This window comes from Telluria sp. BA11 (assembly GCF_056680305.1).
The window spans coordinates 2,298,938-2,314,653 of record NZ_CM155275.1 but is presented as its reverse complement, the minus strand read 5'-3'; the positions used below and the strand labels follow the sequence as shown (position 1 = coordinate 2,314,653).

At 64.3% G+C, this 15,716-nt stretch carries 19 protein-coding genes and 1 rRNA gene; 7 read left to right on the top strand and 13 right to left on the bottom strand.

From position 1 onward, the window contains the following. Positions 1 to 202 precede the first annotated feature (202 nt). Positions 203 to 784 (top strand): DUF1439 domain-containing protein, encoded by a 582-nt coding sequence (locus AC1MGT_RS10150; RefSeq protein ID WP_499504065.1) that lies wholly within the window; start codon positions 203 to 205, stop codon positions 782 to 784. A 212-nt stretch (positions 785 to 996) separates the two neighbouring features. Further along, a complete protein-coding gene (locus tag AC1MGT_RS10145) occupies positions 997 to 1,212 on the top strand; it encodes a hypothetical protein (RefSeq protein ID WP_499504064.1) in 216 nt (71 codons plus the stop codon). On the opposite strand, the gene AC1MGT_RS10140 is transcribed toward AC1MGT_RS10145, so the two are convergent. Both AC1MGT_RS10140 and AC1MGT_RS10135 read right to left on the bottom strand, forming a co-directional pair. Beyond that, positions 1,202 to 1,834, bottom strand: a complete 633-nt coding sequence (locus AC1MGT_RS10140) for an Hpt domain-containing protein (protein ID WP_499504063.1) — start codon at positions 1,832 to 1,834, stop codon at positions 1,202 to 1,204. The two genes, AC1MGT_RS10145 and AC1MGT_RS10140, sit on opposite strands and share 11 nt — an antisense overlap. After that, positions 1,831 to 2,799, bottom strand: coding sequence for a CAP domain-containing protein (locus tag AC1MGT_RS10135; RefSeq protein ID WP_499504062.1), 969 nt, complete (start codon positions 2,797 to 2,799; stop codon positions 1,831 to 1,833). Before AC1MGT_RS10135 ends, AC1MGT_RS10140 begins: the two co-directional genes overlap by 4 nt. A 140-nt stretch (positions 2,800 to 2,939) precedes the next feature. Between AC1MGT_RS10135 and pssA the strand changes: the two genes are divergently transcribed. Continuing rightward, the gene (gene pssA / locus AC1MGT_RS10130) at positions 2,940 to 3,722 is read left to right on the top strand and encodes a CDP-diacylglycerol--serine O-phosphatidyltransferase (RefSeq protein ID WP_499504061.1); all 783 of its coding nucleotides are present in this window, start codon (positions 2,940 to 2,942) and stop codon (positions 3,720 to 3,722) included. Between the two features lie 32 nt (positions 3,723 to 3,754). Here pssA and AC1MGT_RS10125 read toward each other — a convergent pair whose 3' ends face one another. The 11 genes from AC1MGT_RS10125 to AC1MGT_RS10075 all read right to left on the bottom strand — a co-directional run bounded on the left by AC1MGT_RS10125 (position 3,755) and on the right by AC1MGT_RS10075 (position 13,628). Further along, positions 3,755 to 4,066, bottom strand: a complete 312-nt coding sequence (locus AC1MGT_RS10125) for a metal-sensing transcriptional repressor (protein WP_499504060.1) — start codon at positions 4,064 to 4,066, stop codon at positions 3,755 to 3,757. Further along, complete coding sequence (locus tag AC1MGT_RS10120; protein ID WP_499504059.1) at positions 4,066 to 4,992, bottom strand: aldo/keto reductase; 927 nt, start codon at positions 4,990 to 4,992, stop codon at positions 4,066 to 4,068. Before AC1MGT_RS10120 ends, AC1MGT_RS10125 begins: the two co-directional genes overlap by 1 nt. Before the next feature lie 128 nt (positions 4,993 to 5,120). Then, positions 5,121 to 6,266, bottom strand: a complete 1,146-nt coding sequence (locus AC1MGT_RS10115) for a D-alanyl-D-alanine carboxypeptidase family protein (protein WP_499504058.1) — start codon at positions 6,264 to 6,266, stop codon at positions 5,121 to 5,123. Between the two features lie 103 nt (positions 6,267 to 6,369). Beyond that, complete coding sequence (locus AC1MGT_RS10110; protein WP_499504057.1) at positions 6,370 to 6,999, bottom strand: alpha/beta hydrolase; 630 nt, start codon at positions 6,997 to 6,999, stop codon at positions 6,370 to 6,372. 2 nt (positions 7,000 to 7,001) lie between these two features. Then, positions 7,002 to 7,325, bottom strand: coding sequence for a (2Fe-2S) ferredoxin domain-containing protein (locus tag AC1MGT_RS10105; RefSeq protein ID WP_183555244.1), 324 nt, complete (start codon positions 7,323 to 7,325; stop codon positions 7,002 to 7,004). A 33-nt stretch (positions 7,326 to 7,358) separates the two neighbouring features. Further along, positions 7,359 to 8,501, bottom strand: a complete 1,143-nt coding sequence (locus AC1MGT_RS10100; protein WP_499504056.1) for a VanZ family protein — start codon at positions 8,499 to 8,501, stop codon at positions 7,359 to 7,361. Then, the gene (locus AC1MGT_RS10095; protein WP_499504055.1) at positions 8,498 to 9,124 is read right to left on the bottom strand and encodes an ABC-type transport auxiliary lipoprotein family protein; all 627 of its coding nucleotides are present in this window, start codon (positions 9,122 to 9,124) and stop codon (positions 8,498 to 8,500) included. The genes AC1MGT_RS10100 and AC1MGT_RS10095 overlap by 4 nt, the downstream gene beginning before the upstream one ends. A gap of 8 nt (positions 9,125 to 9,132) precedes the next feature. Then, positions 9,133 to 10,080, bottom strand: coding sequence for an MlaD family protein (locus AC1MGT_RS10090; protein WP_499504054.1), 948 nt, complete (start codon positions 10,078 to 10,080; stop codon positions 9,133 to 9,135). Position 10,081: 1 nt separating this feature from the next. Beyond that, positions 10,082 to 10,939: an ABC transporter ATP-binding protein gene (locus AC1MGT_RS10085; protein WP_499504053.1), complete on the bottom strand. Its 858-nt coding sequence runs from the start codon at positions 10,937 to 10,939 to the stop codon at positions 10,082 to 10,084. Next, complete coding sequence (locus tag AC1MGT_RS10080) at positions 10,939 to 12,072, bottom strand: MlaE family ABC transporter permease (RefSeq protein WP_499504052.1); 1,134 nt, start codon at positions 12,070 to 12,072, stop codon at positions 10,939 to 10,941. Before AC1MGT_RS10080 ends, AC1MGT_RS10085 begins: the two co-directional genes overlap by 1 nt. 53 nt (positions 12,073 to 12,125) lie before the next feature. Further along, a complete protein-coding gene (locus AC1MGT_RS10075) occupies positions 12,126 to 13,628 on the bottom strand; it encodes a B12-binding domain-containing radical SAM protein (RefSeq protein ID WP_499504050.1) in 1,503 nt (500 codons plus the stop codon). 139 nt (positions 13,629 to 13,767) lie between these two features. Between AC1MGT_RS10075 and AC1MGT_RS10070 the strand changes: the two genes are divergently transcribed. The 4 genes from AC1MGT_RS10070 to rrf all read left to right on the top strand — a co-directional run bounded on the left by AC1MGT_RS10070 (position 13,768) and on the right by rrf (position 15,575). Then, entirely contained in the window at positions 13,768 to 14,082 is a 315-nt protein-coding gene (locus AC1MGT_RS10070; protein ID WP_183555251.1) for a YbjQ family protein, read from the top strand. Then, complete coding sequence (locus AC1MGT_RS10065) at positions 14,082 to 14,546, top strand: YbjQ family protein (RefSeq protein ID WP_499504049.1); 465 nt, start codon at positions 14,082 to 14,084, stop codon at positions 14,544 to 14,546. Before AC1MGT_RS10070 ends, AC1MGT_RS10065 begins: the two co-directional genes overlap by 1 nt. Next, complete coding sequence (locus tag AC1MGT_RS10060) at positions 14,543 to 15,355, top strand: M48 family metallopeptidase (protein WP_499504048.1); 813 nt, start codon at positions 14,543 to 14,545, stop codon at positions 15,353 to 15,355. Before AC1MGT_RS10065 ends, AC1MGT_RS10060 begins: the two co-directional genes overlap by 4 nt. A gap of 107 nt (positions 15,356 to 15,462) precedes the next feature. Further along, a 5S ribosomal RNA gene (gene rrf, locus AC1MGT_RS10055) occupies positions 15,463 to 15,575 on the top strand. The last annotated feature ends 141 nt before the right edge of the window (positions 15,576 to 15,716 follow it).

The following is a 15,716-nucleotide window of genomic DNA, read 5'->3' as shown; positions in this document are numbered from 1 at the left end:
CCTCCGATGAATTGTGAGTGGGTATTGTGTCGTCCAAAACTTGAGACGGTCTTGCGCGTCGCCAGCGCATCAACTTGTATGAAATGCGTGTGCGAATAGCGGTAGCTGTCCAAAGCGCAATGGCTTGCATTTGCGCATCGCTCACCCCTGTTGTCGCGACGCGTCGCGCGCCAACACCGCCGGGCATGCTAGGCTTGCTGCTATGAACACGCGAATCACGACCCTTGCCCCCCGTCCTGCGCGCCGCACGCTATTTCGGCTCGCCGCCATGCTGGCTGGCGCCTGCCTGCTCTCATCCTGCGCCAGCGTCCTCGGCCCGCGCCAGGTAGAGCTGCCGCTGCACAAGCTGCAATCCAGCCTCGACAAGCGCTTCCCGATCAACGAACGCTTGCTCGACATTTTTGACGTTCAGCTCACGCGCCCGCAACTGTCACTGGTGCCGGATCAGGACCGGGTCGCGCTTGCTGTCGATGCGTCGGTCGCACCGCCGTTTGCACGCGCCTGGGCCGGCAACGTCGCGTTCTCGGGCCGCCTGTACATCGATCCGGGGCGCGCCGCCGTCATGATGGCCGAGCCGCGCGTCGACCGCCTGCAGCTTGGCAATCCTGACGCCGAACGCCGACTGGCGCGCGTTGCCAATACACTGATCGACACCGTTGCGCGCGACATGCCGGTGTATGCGTTCGACCAGAGCGACTTGCGTTATGCCGGCGTGCAGTTCGTTCCGACGCGCATCCAGACCACCCGCACGGGCCTTGTGGTCACGCTCGAACCGGCGAAGTAACACAACCCGATCCGCATGTTGCAGTTACGTCAAATTGCATCGTCATGGCAGGTCAGGGATTGCACCCACATTGCATTGGGAGCACACTGATACGCAAAGAACCGCAGTGATGGGTTCGCCAGTTGGGCTCCCGCTTGCGCTTTCTCATGGGCATGGAGTTCCACTGAAGTAATCTTTCTCTGACTTCAGGTTGCCGTATCAGGGGGTGGATCTTGGAAACGACTTATGAGAGTTTTCCGAACAGTGGCAGGGCGCTCCAGGCGCCGCCCGTCTCGGTTGCCGCCGCCGTGAGCGCCGCGCCCACCCGCGCCAACCTGCCCGCCAAGGGCTCGTGCTGGTATTGCGAAAAGCCGCTCGACAGCGTGCGGCGGTTCTGCGGCAAGCCCTGCGCCGATGCCTTCGACGAAGAAGCTGAATTTACGCGTTGAGATCTGGCGGCGATGCGGCGTCTGCCTGCGCCAGCAGCAGCAACGCATGCTCGAAATCGAAACGCTCGATGGACTTCTCCAGCGCCGCCATGCGGTCCGCGCCCAGCGTGACCAACAGGCGTGGCCGCAGCAGCGCTACCAGTTCGGGCGCTCGGCCATCGCCGATATCGAGCATCGCGCGCAGCCGCGTCAGGTCGCGCGCATCGACCGGCAGCGCAGGCGATGCGGTTGACGACACCACCGGCAAAGCCGCCGCATCCGGCGCCACCAGCAGCGCATCCACTTCCATCAGCACCCGTGTCAGCTCAACGTCCAGCGCGTCGATCAGCGCAGCCGGCGCCGCGCCGTCCTTCTTGAGCGCCAGTTCGACGTCGAGCGCCAGGTGGCGCAGCGGGATTGCCTCCATCATGCCGGCCGCGCCCTTGAGCGTGTGGGCGATGCGCTGCGCCAGCACGGCATCGCCGGTAGCGATGGCAGCTTGCAGGCGCGGGATCAGGTCGCGGTAGTCGCCGGCAAAGCGCGCCAGCAGGCGCAGGAACATCGCACGGTCGCCCATGACCCGGTCCAGGGCGGTTTCCAGGTCGATGACAGCTGCGGCATCGCCGCTCGGGGCGCCCGTCACCGTGTAGTGAACGACCAGGTGCGCGTGACGGCCGCACCATTGACCGTGCCAGCGAAGCTGACGTCGTAGACGGTGGCCCCGCGCAGCGGCTGCAGCGGGATGATGGCAGCAGCAGGCTTGTTGTCGGACAGCGGCGCGATGCGCAGCACGGTCAGGTCGCTGCCGCCGCGCGGGCGCACGGTGAAGCTGGTGACCGTGACGTTGGTATCGAGGTTGGTGTGCACGCTGATCGGATAGCCGACCTCGTTGGCGTCGGGGACCGGGTCGGGCTGCTCGGTGTTGCTGAAGAAGTTCGGTACGACCTGGGTCTGACCATTGAACGGCCAGGTAACGAGCGTGCCGCGCGCGATGCCGGGGCCGTAGCCGTCGCGGCTGGCGAAATCGGCCGTGAAGTAGCGGTAGCCGCTGCTGGCGATGGCTGCGCCGGTGCCGATCTCGCGGAACATCGGCTCGAAGATCACGAAGCGGTGGTAGATCGCGGTGATCAGTTCTTCGGCCATGTAGAAGCCCGAGCCGTTGCGGCTGCCCGAGATGACTTCGCCGTAGGCATAGCCACGATCGGCGCGCAACGTGTAGCCGGCCGCGTTCAGGCGCGCGCCCAGGTCGGCGCCGGTAAAGCCCTGGCGCCCGGCGACCTGGTCGTGGCTCATGAGGTTATTGACGCGCAGGTACTCGGAATGCCCAAGCGCGGCGTTGTTGATCTGCGCGTTCTCGGGCACCTGCGGCACCTTGATCTGGCTGCGCCGGTAGTTGATCCAGTTGCGCCCGTCGACGGCGATATTGCCAGTTTGCGTGGGCGCTGTGGCCCCGGTGGGGTCGGGGGCCACGGACGAATCGGGATTGACGGCGGTGCCGCCAGTGACCTGGGCGGACAGGCTGTCGCTATCGCTGCTGCCGCAGGCAGCCAGGCCCAGGGCGGCGGCCAGGGCTGGGATGATCAGCTGCCAACGGAGCGTATAGCTCATTTTACAACTCCTGTCAATACGGGCTCAATTCGATATTCTAGGGCAAATTTTGACGTCACGGCGGGTGGTGACGTCAACGCGCAACCACCTTGTTTTGCAGGCTGTAGAATAAGCCATCATTTATCTTGTCGAGTCGTCCATTGAAGCCTATTAACCAACAACGCCTCGCACGCGCCAAGTTCGCCCTGCCGAGTTCCGTCACGTTGCTGTCGATTGCCTGCGGCTTCGCCAGTATCGTGATCTCGGTCGACAATGCGCGCGTGGGCGACCCGGGCGACTTCCGCCTGGCCGCCATCCTGCTGGTGCTGGCTGGCGTGTTCGATGCGCTCGATGGCTTCGTGGCACGCGCTACCAATACCCAGTCCAGCTTCGGCATGCAGCTCGACTCGATCGCCGACGTGATGAACTTTGGCTGTGCGCCGGGCCTGCTGCTGTACTGCTACGGCTTCACGCAACTGACCGACGTGCATCCGACGCTGGTGCGCATGGGCGGCCTGGCCTGCTTCGTGTTCGTCACCTGCGGCGCGCTGCGTCTGGCACGCTTCAATATCAGCCAGGGCCGCACTGACCCGCGCTACTTCGTCGGCATGCCGATCACTGCCGGCGCGGCCTGCGTGTCGGCCGTGGTCGTGGCCTGGCCCGATCCGGTCACCCAGATGGCGCAGGCATTCATGGTGGCGGGCCTGATGGTGGTGGTTGGCGCGCTGATGGTGTCGACCATCCGCTTCCCCAGCTCCAAGCACCCGAGCGGCAAGCTCATGATCGTCATCGTCGCTGTGTGCGCAGCCTTGCTGGCCGTGCTGCAGACGCGCTTCTTCGTGCTGTTCTTCCTGGTGTACATCAGCCTGACGCTGTTGCTCAATATTGGCTGGAAGATGGGCTGGCGCGGGGTGGCGCAGCCGAAAGTCTACGACGAAGAATGAACCGGCGGCCCTGACAAGGGCCGTTTTTTCGTTCAGGCGAACTTGTCGAGCATCGCCGCCAGGTGCGCGGCCCGTGCGCGCGCCTCGGGCAGGTCGGCCGCACCGCTCGTCTGGGTCACGATCGATGCGGTCAGCAACTGCACGAACGAGCGGTCGAGCGCCTTGCGCGCCGCCGACATCTGCTGCGCCACGGCGTCGCAGTCCGACGGCGTGTCGGCCAGCGCAATCAGTTTCTGCACGCCGCGCAGCTGGCCCTCGATCCGTGCCAGCCGGTTCAGCAGATCCTTCTTTTGCGGCGCCGTTAACGCTTGGCCTTCGACGATCTTGACGTGGGCCTCGAGCATCAGGCAACCTCGTGGCCGCGCGCGGCGCGCAGGATCTGGAACCAGTCTTCGCGCGTCAGTTCAAAGGTGGTGCCGGCCACCGCGTCGGCAATCGCCGCGATGCGGCCGGTGCCGGTCAACGGAATCGGGCGGCTCGGCAAGCGCATGATCCACGCGAACACCACGCTGGCAAACGGCTGGTTCAAACGCTCGGCGATGCCCTGGATCGTCTGGCGCAGCACGGCTGCGCGCTCGTTGGTCGGATCGAACAGGCGCCCGCCACCCAGCGGTGACCAGACCATCGGCGCGATGCCCAGGTCTTGCAGGCCGTCGAAGGTTTCGTCGAACAGTGGCGTGGTCACGAGCGGCGAGAACTCGACCTGGTTGGTGCTCAGCGCCACGCGGCGATTGAGCGACTCGAACTGGTGGCGTGTGAAATTCGACACGCCTACATGGCGCACCTTGCCGGCCGCCTGCAACTGGGTAAACGCTTCGGCAATCTCGTCGAAGTTCATCAACGGGTCGGGCCGATGGATCAGCAGCAGGTCGAGGTGGTCGGTGTGCAGGCGGCGCAGCGATTCTTCGGCCGACGCGATGATGTGCGCCGCATCGGTGTCGTAATGCTGGATCGTGTGGCCCGGATGTTTGGCCGACATGAGCCGGATGCCGCACTTGCTCACCAGTTCGATGCGCGCGCGCAGCGAAGGCTGGGCGCGCAGCGCCTCACCGAACAGCATCTCGACGCCGTAGTCGCCATAGATATCGGCGTGGTCGAACGAGGTCACACCCAGCGCGATGCATTGCTCGATGAACTCGACGCGCGCCGCGACCGGCATCGCCCAGTCGGTCATGCGCCACATGCCGGCGACGATGCGCGAGAGCGTCGGGCCGCCTTCGCGTGTGAGGATGCGGGGGCAGCGCAGATCGGCAGGCAGGGCAGGCGACATCGTGTTTCTTTCGTCATGACAGGATTACACGATTATAGCCCTGCCACCGCCACTCTCTTGCCGGGCTCCCATGAAAAAAGCCCGCCGGCGCTGCTGCGCGGGCGGGCTTGTCGGCTCTTGCGACCGGATTACTGCATCCAGAGACGCATCGAATCCCAGGCGCGGCCAAAGATGCTCGCTTCCTGGACTTCTTCCAGTGCGACGACCGGCAGCACCAGCAGCGGCTTGCCGTCGACCGTCATCTTGAGCGTGCCGACCGCGCCGTTGCGCGCCAGCGGCGCGACCAGCGGATCGCGGCGCTCCAGCACCGGCTTGAGTTTACCGGCCACGCCCTTCGGCACGGTCACCAGGATATCGCGCGTGAAGCCGATCTTCACGGTCGGCTGCGAGCCTTTCCAGATCTGCGGAGTCTGGATCGCCTGGCCTTTCGAATACAGCTTGACGGTGTCGAAGTTCTGGAAGCCCCAGTTCAGCAGCTTCTGGCTCTCTTGCGTGCGCACTTCGGTCGAGCTGGTGCCCAGCACGACGGCGACCAGGCGACGCTCGCCCGTGCTGCCGTTCGGCCGGCGCGCCGACGAGATCATGCTGTAGCCCGACGAATCGGTGTGGCCGGTCTTCATGCCGTCTACGGTCGGATCGAGCCACAGCAGGCGGTTGCGGTTCTGCTGCGTGATCTTGTTGTACGTGAACTGCTTGATCGAGTCGATCTTGTAGAACTCGGGGAAGTCGCGAATCACGTGCGAGGCCAGGTTGGCCAGGTCGGCGGCGGTCGAGTAGTTGTTTGCGTCCGGCAGACCATGCGGATTGGCAAATCGCGTACTTTTCAGGCCGAGGCGCTGCGCTTCGCGGTTCATCAGCGTGACGAAGGTGGCTTCGTCGCCGGCGACGGCTTCCGCGATCGCCACGGCGGCGTCATTTCCCGACTGGATCATCAGGCCGTGCAGCAGGTCGCTGACCGAGACTGGCACGCGCGGGTCGATGAACATCTTCGAGCTGCTGCTGTCGACTTTCCAGGCACGCTCGGACACATTGACCATCTGGTTCATCGACAGGCGCTTGTCGCGAATTGCCGAAAACGCGACATACGCGGTCATGATCTTGGCCAGCGATGCCGGTTCGATGCGCATGTTCTGGTCTTGCGACGCGATGACCTGGCCGCTTGTGGTGTCGAGCAGTAACCACGACTTGGCTGCGATGGATGGAGCCGGCACGGTTTGCGCACTGGCCGAGATCATTACCAGGCTGGCGGCAAAGGCCGCTAACAGTTTTTTCATGGAAACGTTCGTCATTGTAAAAGGTGGAGCGGTGGTAGAGCGCAAGGCAATGCCCGGGGGCACTGCCTCAAGAGAAGGGAATGATTATAGGGGACTGTGACCGTTAAATGTCACGGCGCCACAGTTGAACAACCAGATTTTTAATATGGCCGAGCCTGCGATGGAAGAAGTGATCGGCCCCCGGAATGATGATCACCGGGATATCCAGCGGACGCGCCCAGTCGAATACCTGCTGCATCGTGATCGTGTCGTCCTGCTCGCCGTGGATCAGGATCGTGTCTTGCGGCACGGGCGGCATCGGCCATTTGCCGGCCGCGGTACCCACCAGTACCAGGCGCTCGGGCGCGCGGCCTTCGGCGTCCAGGCGCAGCGCGAACTGCGCCTGGACGAAGGTGCCGAACGAAAAACCGGCCAGCGTGACCGGCAGGTCGGGGTAGCGCGCACGCATGTGCTCGTACATGATGGCCATGTCGTCCACTTCGCCCTTGCCGTCGTCGTACACGCCTTCGGATTCACCGACACCGCGGAAATTGAAGCGCGCCACGGCGTAGCCCAGCGTGACAAAGGTGCGCGCCAGCGTCTGCGCGACCTTGTTTTCCATGGTGCCGCCGTACAGCGGGTGCGGGTGCGCGACCAGCGCGATGCCGCGCGGGGCCTCGTCGGGCAGGTCGAGCAGGCATTGCATCTTGCCGGCGTCGCCGTCCAGATAGAATTTTTGCGAGTGGATGTTCATGGTCAGATCTTGAGACGGTCGACGACCTTGCCGCCGACCAGGTGGGTATCGATGATGTCGTCGATGTCTTCGTTATCGACATAGGTGTACCAGACGCCTTCGGGGTACACCACGAGCACGGGGCCTTCTTCGCAGCGGTCGAGGCAACCGGCCTGGTTGATGCGGACCTTGCCTTCGCCGCTCAGGCCGAGTTCCTTGATGCGCTTCTTGGCATGTTTCTGGGCTTTTTCAGAGCCGCACTTGCCGCAGCTCTGGCGCGCATCCTTGCCTTCGCGCTCGTTCATGCAGAAAAAGACGTGGTGCTGGTAAAACGGTTGGTCGGTCATGGCGTTCTCGTCGAAAAAGGCAGAAGTATTATCTTACTGGCGATTGAGTTTATGTGACGGCAGCACCAGGAACCAGAGCGCGAAGAATGGCCAGCTCAGTGACAGGAACCACGCCGAGCCATTGAAGTTCAGGAATTTGCCCTGCACCCAGCCTTGCAGCGTCGACGAGAAATACGGGTTCACCGGGATCGTGTTGACGACCACCAGCGCCAGCACCAGCGTCACCACCGCCAGGCGCCGCTGCGCCACCTGCGGCGCAAACACCAGGCCAGAGAGCATGATCATGCCGATCAAAAAGCCCCCTTCAGCGCCCGGCGTGACCCAGACGAACGCGTTATCGGGCCGGAACAGCAGCGAACTGGCAAACGCCTTGAGCACCAGCGCCGCCGCCAGCAGGGCAATCATCAGCCAGAAGCGCGGAGCGCCGCGGCGTACGAGGCACATCAGCGTGAGCGCCGCGCCCGTCATGCCGCAGGCGGTGATGATGGTCTCGGACAGCCAGTACTGCTCGACGCTCATCGTCACGCCGGGGCGCAGCATCGCCACCAGGTCGATCTCGGTATCGAACCACGACGACAGCCAGCCGGAGACGATCGGCAGCACCTGGCCATGGCCGAACAGGTAGCTTTGCGGGTAGATCTGCGCCAGCGGCCACATGGCCACCAGCACCAGTCCCTGGCTCGCATGGGGCGCGAACCAGCGCTGACGCAGCTTGAACAGGCGGCTGCGATCGAGCAGGCCAGGTGCCCACAAGGCGCCCAGCACGGCGCCGAGCAGCGCGCCGCCCGCATTGGTCACGAAATCGAGGTTCGACGGCACGCGGCTGGGCAAAAAGTTCTGCACCGTTTCCATGACGCCGGTGGTGAAGATGCCGATCAGCGCTGCCAGCAGCACCGCCCAGATGCCCCGTACGCGGGGATAGAACGACAGCACCAGCAGCATTCCGAACGGGATGTAGCCGGCGATATTGACGCCGACGTCGAAGCCCGTGAAGTAGCGCTGCTTGACCAGGTTCAGAAACGCCAGCGGCGCCACGCCGGTATCGCGCCAGCCGGTGAACGGAAACCAGCTGGCGTAGATGATCAGGAGCAGATACGCCATCAGCGCGGCGCGCACGATCGGCGAGCCGCGCGAGCGGCCGGCCGCGACTTCGGCGGAGATGGCCCCGTCGCTCATTTGCCCTGCAGGTCGAGGGTCGACAGCCAGTTCTTGAGATCGAGCGCGATCCGGTCAGTGCCGGCGGCCAGCGCGGCCACGCCGCCGGCGGCATCCTGGCTCGGGGCAGGGGCGCTGTGCGCAAAGCTTTTCTGGGCCACCAGGCGATGGTCGGCCAGGACCGAGGCGCGCAGCAGGATTTGCCCTTCGCTTGCGCTGGTGCTGGAAAACGCGTGCACGAAGTCGTCGACCTCGATGCGCAGGATCGGCACGCGGTTGGCCGCGTCGGTGGCCGACAGCACCGTGACACCGGCCTGCGCCAGGCGCACCTTGAGGCGCCGCGTGACCAGGTCGAGCGGCGTGCCGCTCCAGCGGCTGCCAGCGTAGGTACGGGCCTGCAATGGGTCGGCGTAGTTCAGCCGGTACACCATGCGCTCGTTGTCGAGGACAGCGCCGCCGGTGGCGTCCATCACGACGATCGGGGGCAGTTGCGACGATGGGTTGGCAGGCGTGAACAGCTGGGCCGACGGTGCGCCGAAGTCATAAATGGTATTGGGCGCGCCCTTGTTGCTGGCGCAGCCGGCCAGCAGCGCGGCGACAGCAACGCTAACGGCAACGGCGAGACGGTAGGGGCGGAGATTCACGGTGGTCCTCATTTGGTCGGGGGCGCGAAGCCCGGCTCGCCCGGGCCGGGCGCGTCGCCCGGTGTGCCGAACAGGATGCTTTGCGGGCGGTCGGAGAACGAATTCGCGGTGCGGCGCACGGCGCGCAGCGAGGCGCGCGCTTCGTCGGTCATCTGCACCACGTGCGGCAGCGTTTCCAGTTCCAGCTCGCTGGTGGCCGCGCCGAGCGCGCCGATGGTGCTGTTCAGGCGTTCGATCGGGCCGTCCGGCGCTTGCAGGCGCGTGGCCAGGTTGTCGTAGTTGCGTGTCATCGAGGTGGCGCTGGTGGCCAGCGTGTCGATCGAGTCCATGCTGCGGTCGACCTTCGTGATCAGTGACGGCAGCTGGTTCAGCACCGGATCGAGCCGCTGCGGGATTGCCGCGTAGGCCTCGGCGGCGCGGTCCACGCTCTCGAACGCGCCGAGCATCGTGGCGCGGTTTTCTGGGCTGAGCAGCTCGTCGAGGCTGGTCGTGATCTGTTCGGCCTTGACGAGGATGGCGAGGCCGCGGTCCTCGAGCTGATCGAGCAGGCCCGGACGCAGCGGGATACGGGCGATCGCGTCCGAGCCTGTCTTCAGGCGCGGCGAGCCGGTGCGCTCGTCGTTGAGCTGGATGAACGCGATGCCCGTCACGCCCTGGTAGCCCAGCGAAGCATAGGTGGTGCTGGTGATCGGCGAGGCCTCATCGACCGACAGGCGAATCAGGATCTGGCCGGTGACGCGCGGATCGAAGATGATCGTGTCGACGCGCCCGATTTCCAGGCCCCGGTAGCGCACCGTGGCTTGCGGGTTCAAGCCGGGAATCGACTGCGTGGTGACGATCTCGTACGGCACCAGCTCGGTCTTGTCGCGGTTGAACCAGAGGCCGATCAGCACCGTCGCCACCAGGAGCGCGATCGTGAAGATGCCGGTCATCAGCGCATGTGACCTGTTTTCCATACTAGTGTGTCTCCGATTCGTTCTGGGCCCGGCGCTCGTCGAGCACTTCCAGTGCCCGCTGGCCGCGCGGGCCCAGGAAAAAGTGTTTGATGAACGGGTGCTCGACCTTGAGCACGTCGCACGACGGTCCGACGGCCAGCACGTGTTTTTCGGCCAGCACCGCGATGCGCGAGGACAGCGCGAACAGCGTGTCCAGGTCGTGCGTGACCATTACCACCGTCAGTTTCAGTTCGCGGTGCAGCGTCTGGATCAGCGTGACGAAGGCATCTGACAGGTCGGGGTCCAGGCCTGCGGTCGGCTCGTCGAGAAACAGCAGTTGCGGTTCGAGCGCCAGCGCACGCGCCAGTGCCGCGCGCTTGACCATGCCGCCGGACAGGTCGGCCGGCATCTTGGCCGCGTGCTCCGGCCCCAGGCCCACCATGTCCATCTTGAGCAGCACTGCGTCGCGGATCACGTCTTCGGGCAGCGCATGCAGCTCGCGCATGGGCAGGGCGATGTTGTCGAACACGTTCAGCGCCGAATACAGCGCGCCTTGCTGGAACAGCATACCCCAATGGTTGCGCATGCGTTGCAGCTGCTCGGGCCTGGCCGCGCTGATGTCTTCGCCGAACACGTGCACGCTGCCCTGTGACGGGCGCTCCAGGCCCAGCATCTGGCGCAGCAGCACGGTCTTGCCGGTGCCCGAGCCGCCGACGATCGACAGGATCTCGCCATCGTAGATCTCGAGGTTCAGGTCCTGGTGCACGACGGTGCGGCCGAAGCGGGTCCACAGGTTGCGGATCTCGACGACGGGTTTGCCCACTTCTTCGTCGGGCCGCAGGTTCAGGCGCTGGGGGGATTGTGCTTGGGTATCGGCCATCAGAATCCCGTGTTGCTGAAGATGATTGCGTAGACTGCGTCGGCCAGGATCACCACCGTGATCGCGGTGACGACCGAGGTCGTGGTGCCGCGCCCGAGGCTCTCGGTATTGGCCTTGATGCGCAGGCCAAAGTGGCACGCGATCAGCGCGATCAGCACGCCGAAGGTCGCGCCCTTGAGCAGGCCAATGGTGTAGTTCACGAACGGCACCGCATCGGGCAGCTTTTGCACGAAGTAGCGGAACGACATGCCCATCTCGATTTTTGCCGACACCATGCCGCCCAGCAGGGCCATCGCATCGGTCCAGACCACCAGCAGCGGCATCGAGATCGCGAGCGCAATCACCTTTGGCAGGATCAGGCGGTAGCCGTGCGAGACGCCCATGACCAGCATCGCATCGAGTTCCTCAGTCACGCGCATGACGCCCAGTTGCGCCGTGATCGACGAGCCGGAGCGGCCGGCGACCAGGATCGCGGCCAGCAGCGGGCCCAGTTCACGGATCACCGCCATGCCAAGGATGTTGACCAGGTAGGCGTCGCCACCAAACATGCGCAGCTGCTGCGACGACAGGAACGACAGCACGATCCCGATCAAGAAGCCCACGATCGCCGTGATGCCCAGTGCCTGAAAACCCGAGTGATAGATATTGGCCGAGATTTCACGCCACGGGCCGGTAGCCGGGCGGCGCGCAAAGCGCCACAGGTCCTGGATCACGATGCCGATCAGGCCAATGAAGCTGCGCAGGTGCGCGAAGAAATCAAGCATGCCGGCGCCAAGCCTGATCAGCCAGTCGAAGGGACTGACGCGCTGGCGCGGCAGCGTGATCTTGCTTGCTGCTTCGATGCGCTTGAACAGGTCTTCCTGGCGTGGGTCAAGCGTGAGACGTGGCGGGCGCTGTTTGTTCCAGGTATTCCAGAACATCTGGGCACCGATGTGATCGAGGCTGTCGACGTTTGAGAGGTCCCAGGTGCAGGCTGATTTATCCTTGAGGCTCGCGAGCTGGCGCGTGATGCCCTTCAATACACCGTGCTGCGACAGGCCGTGGACTTGCCAGACCCCGCTGGCGATGACAGATTGGCCCGCCCCCTGGCCGGCCTGTTGAATGGTTAATGTTGGCGCATTTTCAATCTGCATTGCGGCAGTGTAAAAGAGAATCGCGCCCGCTGCCACAATGTTGGTTACGCGAATCAGGCGGCAAGGTGGCGCGCCTGGCGCGACGGGGCCACCGCGCGCGCCGTATCGGGGACCGGTTGCGGCGTGCGCGCCGGCGCATCGACCTTGCCGGCGTAGTCGCTGGCGAGCAGGCTGGCCGCTTCATGCGCCGCCATGCCGCGCACCTGTAAGTACTCGGCCACGAGCTTGGCCAGGCGATCGAGCGCGATGCGGTGCGTCGCATCGGTGCGCGTATAGATCCAGTCCGAAAACGCCATGAAGTTGTCGAACGGCGCCGCGCCCAGCAGCACCGGCGTGGTGTTGGCAAAGCGCCCCGAGTTGGCCACCAAGTCCCAGTAGCGCGCAAAGCGCACCAGGCGCTGCATGGTCGCAAAGTCGATCTTGTCCGTCGCCAGCACGGTGTACGGCGGGTACGGGTCGTACACCATGCCGAAGGCTTCGGTGTGGCGGATGATGGGCGTGCCGCGCAGGCGCTTGAGGATGCCGAACTGGATTTCCTCGGCGCCCAGGCCCACCAACTGGTCGAAGCCGCGCGCGAAGCTGGCCACGTCTTCGCCCGGCAGGCCGGCGATGAGGTCGACGTGCAGGTGGGCGGTGGCATGCTGCGTGAGCCAGCGAATATTCTCGGCCGCCTTCTCGTTGTTCTGGCGGCGGCTCACGAGCGCCTGCACTTCGGGATTGAAGCTCTGGATGCCGATCTCGAACTGCAGCGCGCCGGCCGGGAATTTGGCGATGGTGTCCTTCAGCGCATCGGGCAGGTGGTCGGGGACCAGCTCGAAGTGGGCGTAGATCGGGTCGTCCGGATACTGCGCGATTTTATCGAGGAAGAAATCCATGATGCGCAGGCTCGTCTTGACGTTCAGGTTGAACGTCCGGTCGACGAACTTGAAAAGGCGCGCGCCGCGTACGTACATTGCTTCCATCTCGGCCAGGAAGGCGTCGAGCGGGAATGGCCAGGCGGTCTTGTCGAGCGACGACAGGCAGAACTCGCACTTGAACGGGCAGCCGCGCGAGGCTTCCACGTACAGGGTGCGGTTGGCGATGTCGTCGTCGTTGTACAGCGCATAGGGCAGGGCGATCGCGTCCATTGGCGGCTGCACGCCGGCGTGGATCTTCATCAAGGGCTTGGGGCCGTTGAGGATCTCGCCGCACAGCTTGGGGAACGTGACGTCGCCCCAGCCGGTAATGACATAGTCGGCCAACCCGACGATCTCCTGCTCGCCGGTCTCGTGCGAAACTTCCGGGCCGCCCAGGATGATCTTGACGGCAGGCGCAACGCGCTTGAGCATCGCGACCAGGCGCGTGGTTTCTTCGACGTTCCAGATATACACGCCAAAGCCGACGATGCGCGGCGCATGCGCCAGGATACGCTCGACGAGGTCAGCGGTCTTGGCGCCGGTGACAAATTCCTGAATGCGGGTCTGGTCCTGCAGCGGCCCCATATTGGCCAGCAGGTAGCGCAGTCCGAGCGAGGCGTGCGTGTAGCGGGCGTTCAGGGTGGTAAGCAGGATCGACATGGTGGTGGCAGGCTGAGGGGGGTTGAAGGCGGTATTTTACTGTGATGCTGTCGTCCTTCGCGTGACTATGCATTCGACATTGCTTCTAATAAAGATTGGCGCCTACAATCGGCGACTCCTTATTCAGAAAGTGCCTTCCATGTTCATGACCAATATCGAAACCGTTCCGGGCAAGACCATCACGGCGTGCCACGGCGTTGTCTCCGGCAGCTCGGTGCGCTCCAAGCACGTGGGCCGCGACATCATGGCGGGCCTGAAGAACATGGTTGGTGGCGAACTCAAGGGCTACACCGAGTTGCTGGAAGAATCGCGCGCGCAGGCCACCGAACGCATGCAGGCACAAGCCACGCAGATGGGGGCGAACGCCGTCGTCAATGTGCGCTTCTCGACCTCGTCGGTGGCCGCCGGCGCCGCCGAGATCTATGTCTACGGCACTGCGGTGACGGTGGGCTGATGGACTTAATTTTCCTGATTGTCTTCTGGACGGTGCCGATTGGATTGGGCTATGTCTTCGGGCGGATGGCCGAAGCCAGGCATTACCGCTCCATCATCGCCAGGGAAAAAACGTGGCTGCACTTGCCGGCCACGTCGCTCAAGACATTGCTCGGGTCTGGGCCGGTGGCGCGCACCGAGCTGGTTACGGGCAGCGTGGTGGTGGCGGTCGACCACTTCAAGAAGGCGGCGTCGGCGCTGCGCTCGCTGGTGGGCGGGCCGGTGCAGTCGTACGAGACATTGCTTGATCGCGCCAAGCGTGAAGCGGTGCTGCGCTTGAAGGAAAGCTGCCCTGGTGCCCACGAGATCGTCAACGTGCGCCTCGAAACGATGCCGCTGACGGGCAACCAGCGGCAGATCAATGGCGTCGAGGTCCTGGCCTACGGCACCGCCATCTATTACGCAGAACAGAGCGCCGCACCATGAAATACCAGGCTTCGCTGCCCGAGCACAACGACAACGTCACGCCCGGCCATCCGCTCAAGGATTTCCTGTTGATCCTTGCCGGGCTGTCGGCGGCGGTGGTCGTCGGCTATCTGGTGCTGGGCTGGCTGGTCGATGTGGTGGTGGACCGGATGGGACCGGAGACCGAGGCGCAGCTGACGCAGATGGTGGCATGGACGCCGCCCGCGAGCGAGCCGGCGATGCGCACGCGTGAAGCGTGGGCTCAGGGCCTGGTCGATGGCATGCGCCAATGCGCCGGCGTCAGCGGGCCGGTCACGGTGCGCGTGAATCGCTCGGACACGCCCAATGCGATGGTCGCGCCAGGCGGCGTGGTGGTCGTGTTCTCGGCGCTGTTCGACAGTGTGCAGTCCGAAAACGGCATGGCGTTCGTGCTGGCCCATGAGCTGTCGCACATGGCCAACCGCGATCACTTGCGCGCAGTTGGCCGGCGCGTGGTGCTGATTGCCGCCGCCGCCGTGCTCACGGGCGACGGCAGCGGGACGGCGGGCGTGCTGGCACCAGCGCAGCATCTGGGCGAGTCGGGGTATTCGCGGGGCCGCGAAGCTGCTGCGGATGCAAAGGCACTGGCTATCCTGCAATGTCGCTACGGGCATGCTGGCGGCGCCACCGAATTGTTTTCCACCTTGCAGCGCGAGGAGGGGACAACGCCGGCCGTGGTGCATTACCTGGCGTCGCATCCGTCGATGGCCGCGCGCATTGAGGCCGTGCAGGTGGCGACGCGCCAGGCGGGCTTGCAGGCTGGCCCGGTGCAGCCGTTGCCGCGTTTTTGACGGCATGTGCGATAAAGCTGGTGGTATCGGAAATTGCTTGTTAGAATGCGAGCCGGAATTCAGGAGGCCTGTTGCCCAGTAGAGGAACAGTTTTCCAGCAAGTTATGCCTGATGACCATAGCAAATCGGTCCCACCCCTTCCCATCCCGAACAGGACCGTGAAACGATTTTGCGACGATGATAGTGCTGCAACCAGTGTGAAAGTAGTTTATCGTCAGGCTAGTTATATAGAGAAAGCCCACCAGGTGTCTGGTGGGCTTTTTTGCTTTGTAGCGTCGTTTCTGTAGTGCCGTGTTTGTCGTGTCGATGCCGCATCCATGCGAGAGAAATAGCACATCGGCACTATTTTAGGGTTAAAGTA

Bases quoted from the DNA above. Each gene is read 5' to 3' on its own strand.
- AC1MGT_RS10150 (WP_499504065.1), top strand. From the start codon at position 203: ATGAACACGCGAATCACGACCCTTGCCCCCCGTCCTGCGCGCCGCACG.
- AC1MGT_RS10135 (WP_499504062.1), bottom strand. From the start codon at position 2,799: ATGAGCTATACGCTCCGTTGGCAGCTGATCATCCCAGCCCTGGCCGCC.
- AC1MGT_RS10125 (WP_499504060.1), bottom strand. From the start codon at position 4,066: ATGCTCGAGGCCCACGTCAAGATCGTCGAAGGCCAAGCGTTAACGGCG.
- AC1MGT_RS10120 (WP_499504059.1), bottom strand. From the start codon at position 4,992: ATGTCGCCTGCCCTGCCTGCCGATCTGCGCTGCCCCCGCATCCTCACA.
- AC1MGT_RS10115 (WP_499504058.1), bottom strand. From the start codon at position 6,266: ATGAAAAAACTGTTAGCGGCCTTTGCCGCCAGCCTGGTAATGATCTCG.
- AC1MGT_RS10110 (WP_499504057.1), bottom strand. From the start codon at position 6,999: ATGAACATCCACTCGCAAAAATTCTATCTGGACGGCGACGCCGGCAAG.
- AC1MGT_RS10105 (WP_183555244.1), bottom strand. From the start codon at position 7,325: ATGACCGACCAACCGTTTTACCAGCACCACGTCTTTTTCTGCATGAAC.
- AC1MGT_RS10100 (WP_499504056.1), bottom strand. From the start codon at position 8,501: ATGAGCGACGGGGCCATCTCCGCCGAAGTCGCGGCCGGCCGCTCGCGC.
- AC1MGT_RS10090 (WP_499504054.1), bottom strand. From the start codon at position 10,080: ATGGAAAACAGGTCACATGCGCTGATGACCGGCATCTTCACGATCGCG.
- AC1MGT_RS10085 (WP_499504053.1), bottom strand. From the start codon at position 10,939: ATGGCCGATACCCAAGCACAATCCCCCCAGCGCCTGAACCTGCGGCCC.
- AC1MGT_RS10080 (WP_499504052.1), bottom strand. From the start codon at position 12,072: ATGCAGATTGAAAATGCGCCAACATTAACCATTCAACAGGCCGGCCAG.
- AC1MGT_RS10075 (WP_499504050.1), bottom strand. From the start codon at position 13,628: ATGTCGATCCTGCTTACCACCCTGAACGCCCGCTACACGCACGCCTCG.
- AC1MGT_RS10070 (WP_183555251.1), top strand. From the start codon at position 13,768: ATGTTCATGACCAATATCGAAACCGTTCCGGGCAAGACCATCACGGCG.
- AC1MGT_RS10065 (WP_499504049.1), top strand. From the start codon at position 14,082: ATGGACTTAATTTTCCTGATTGTCTTCTGGACGGTGCCGATTGGATTG.
- AC1MGT_RS10060 (WP_499504048.1), top strand. From the start codon at position 14,543: ATGAAATACCAGGCTTCGCTGCCCGAGCACAACGACAACGTCACGCCC.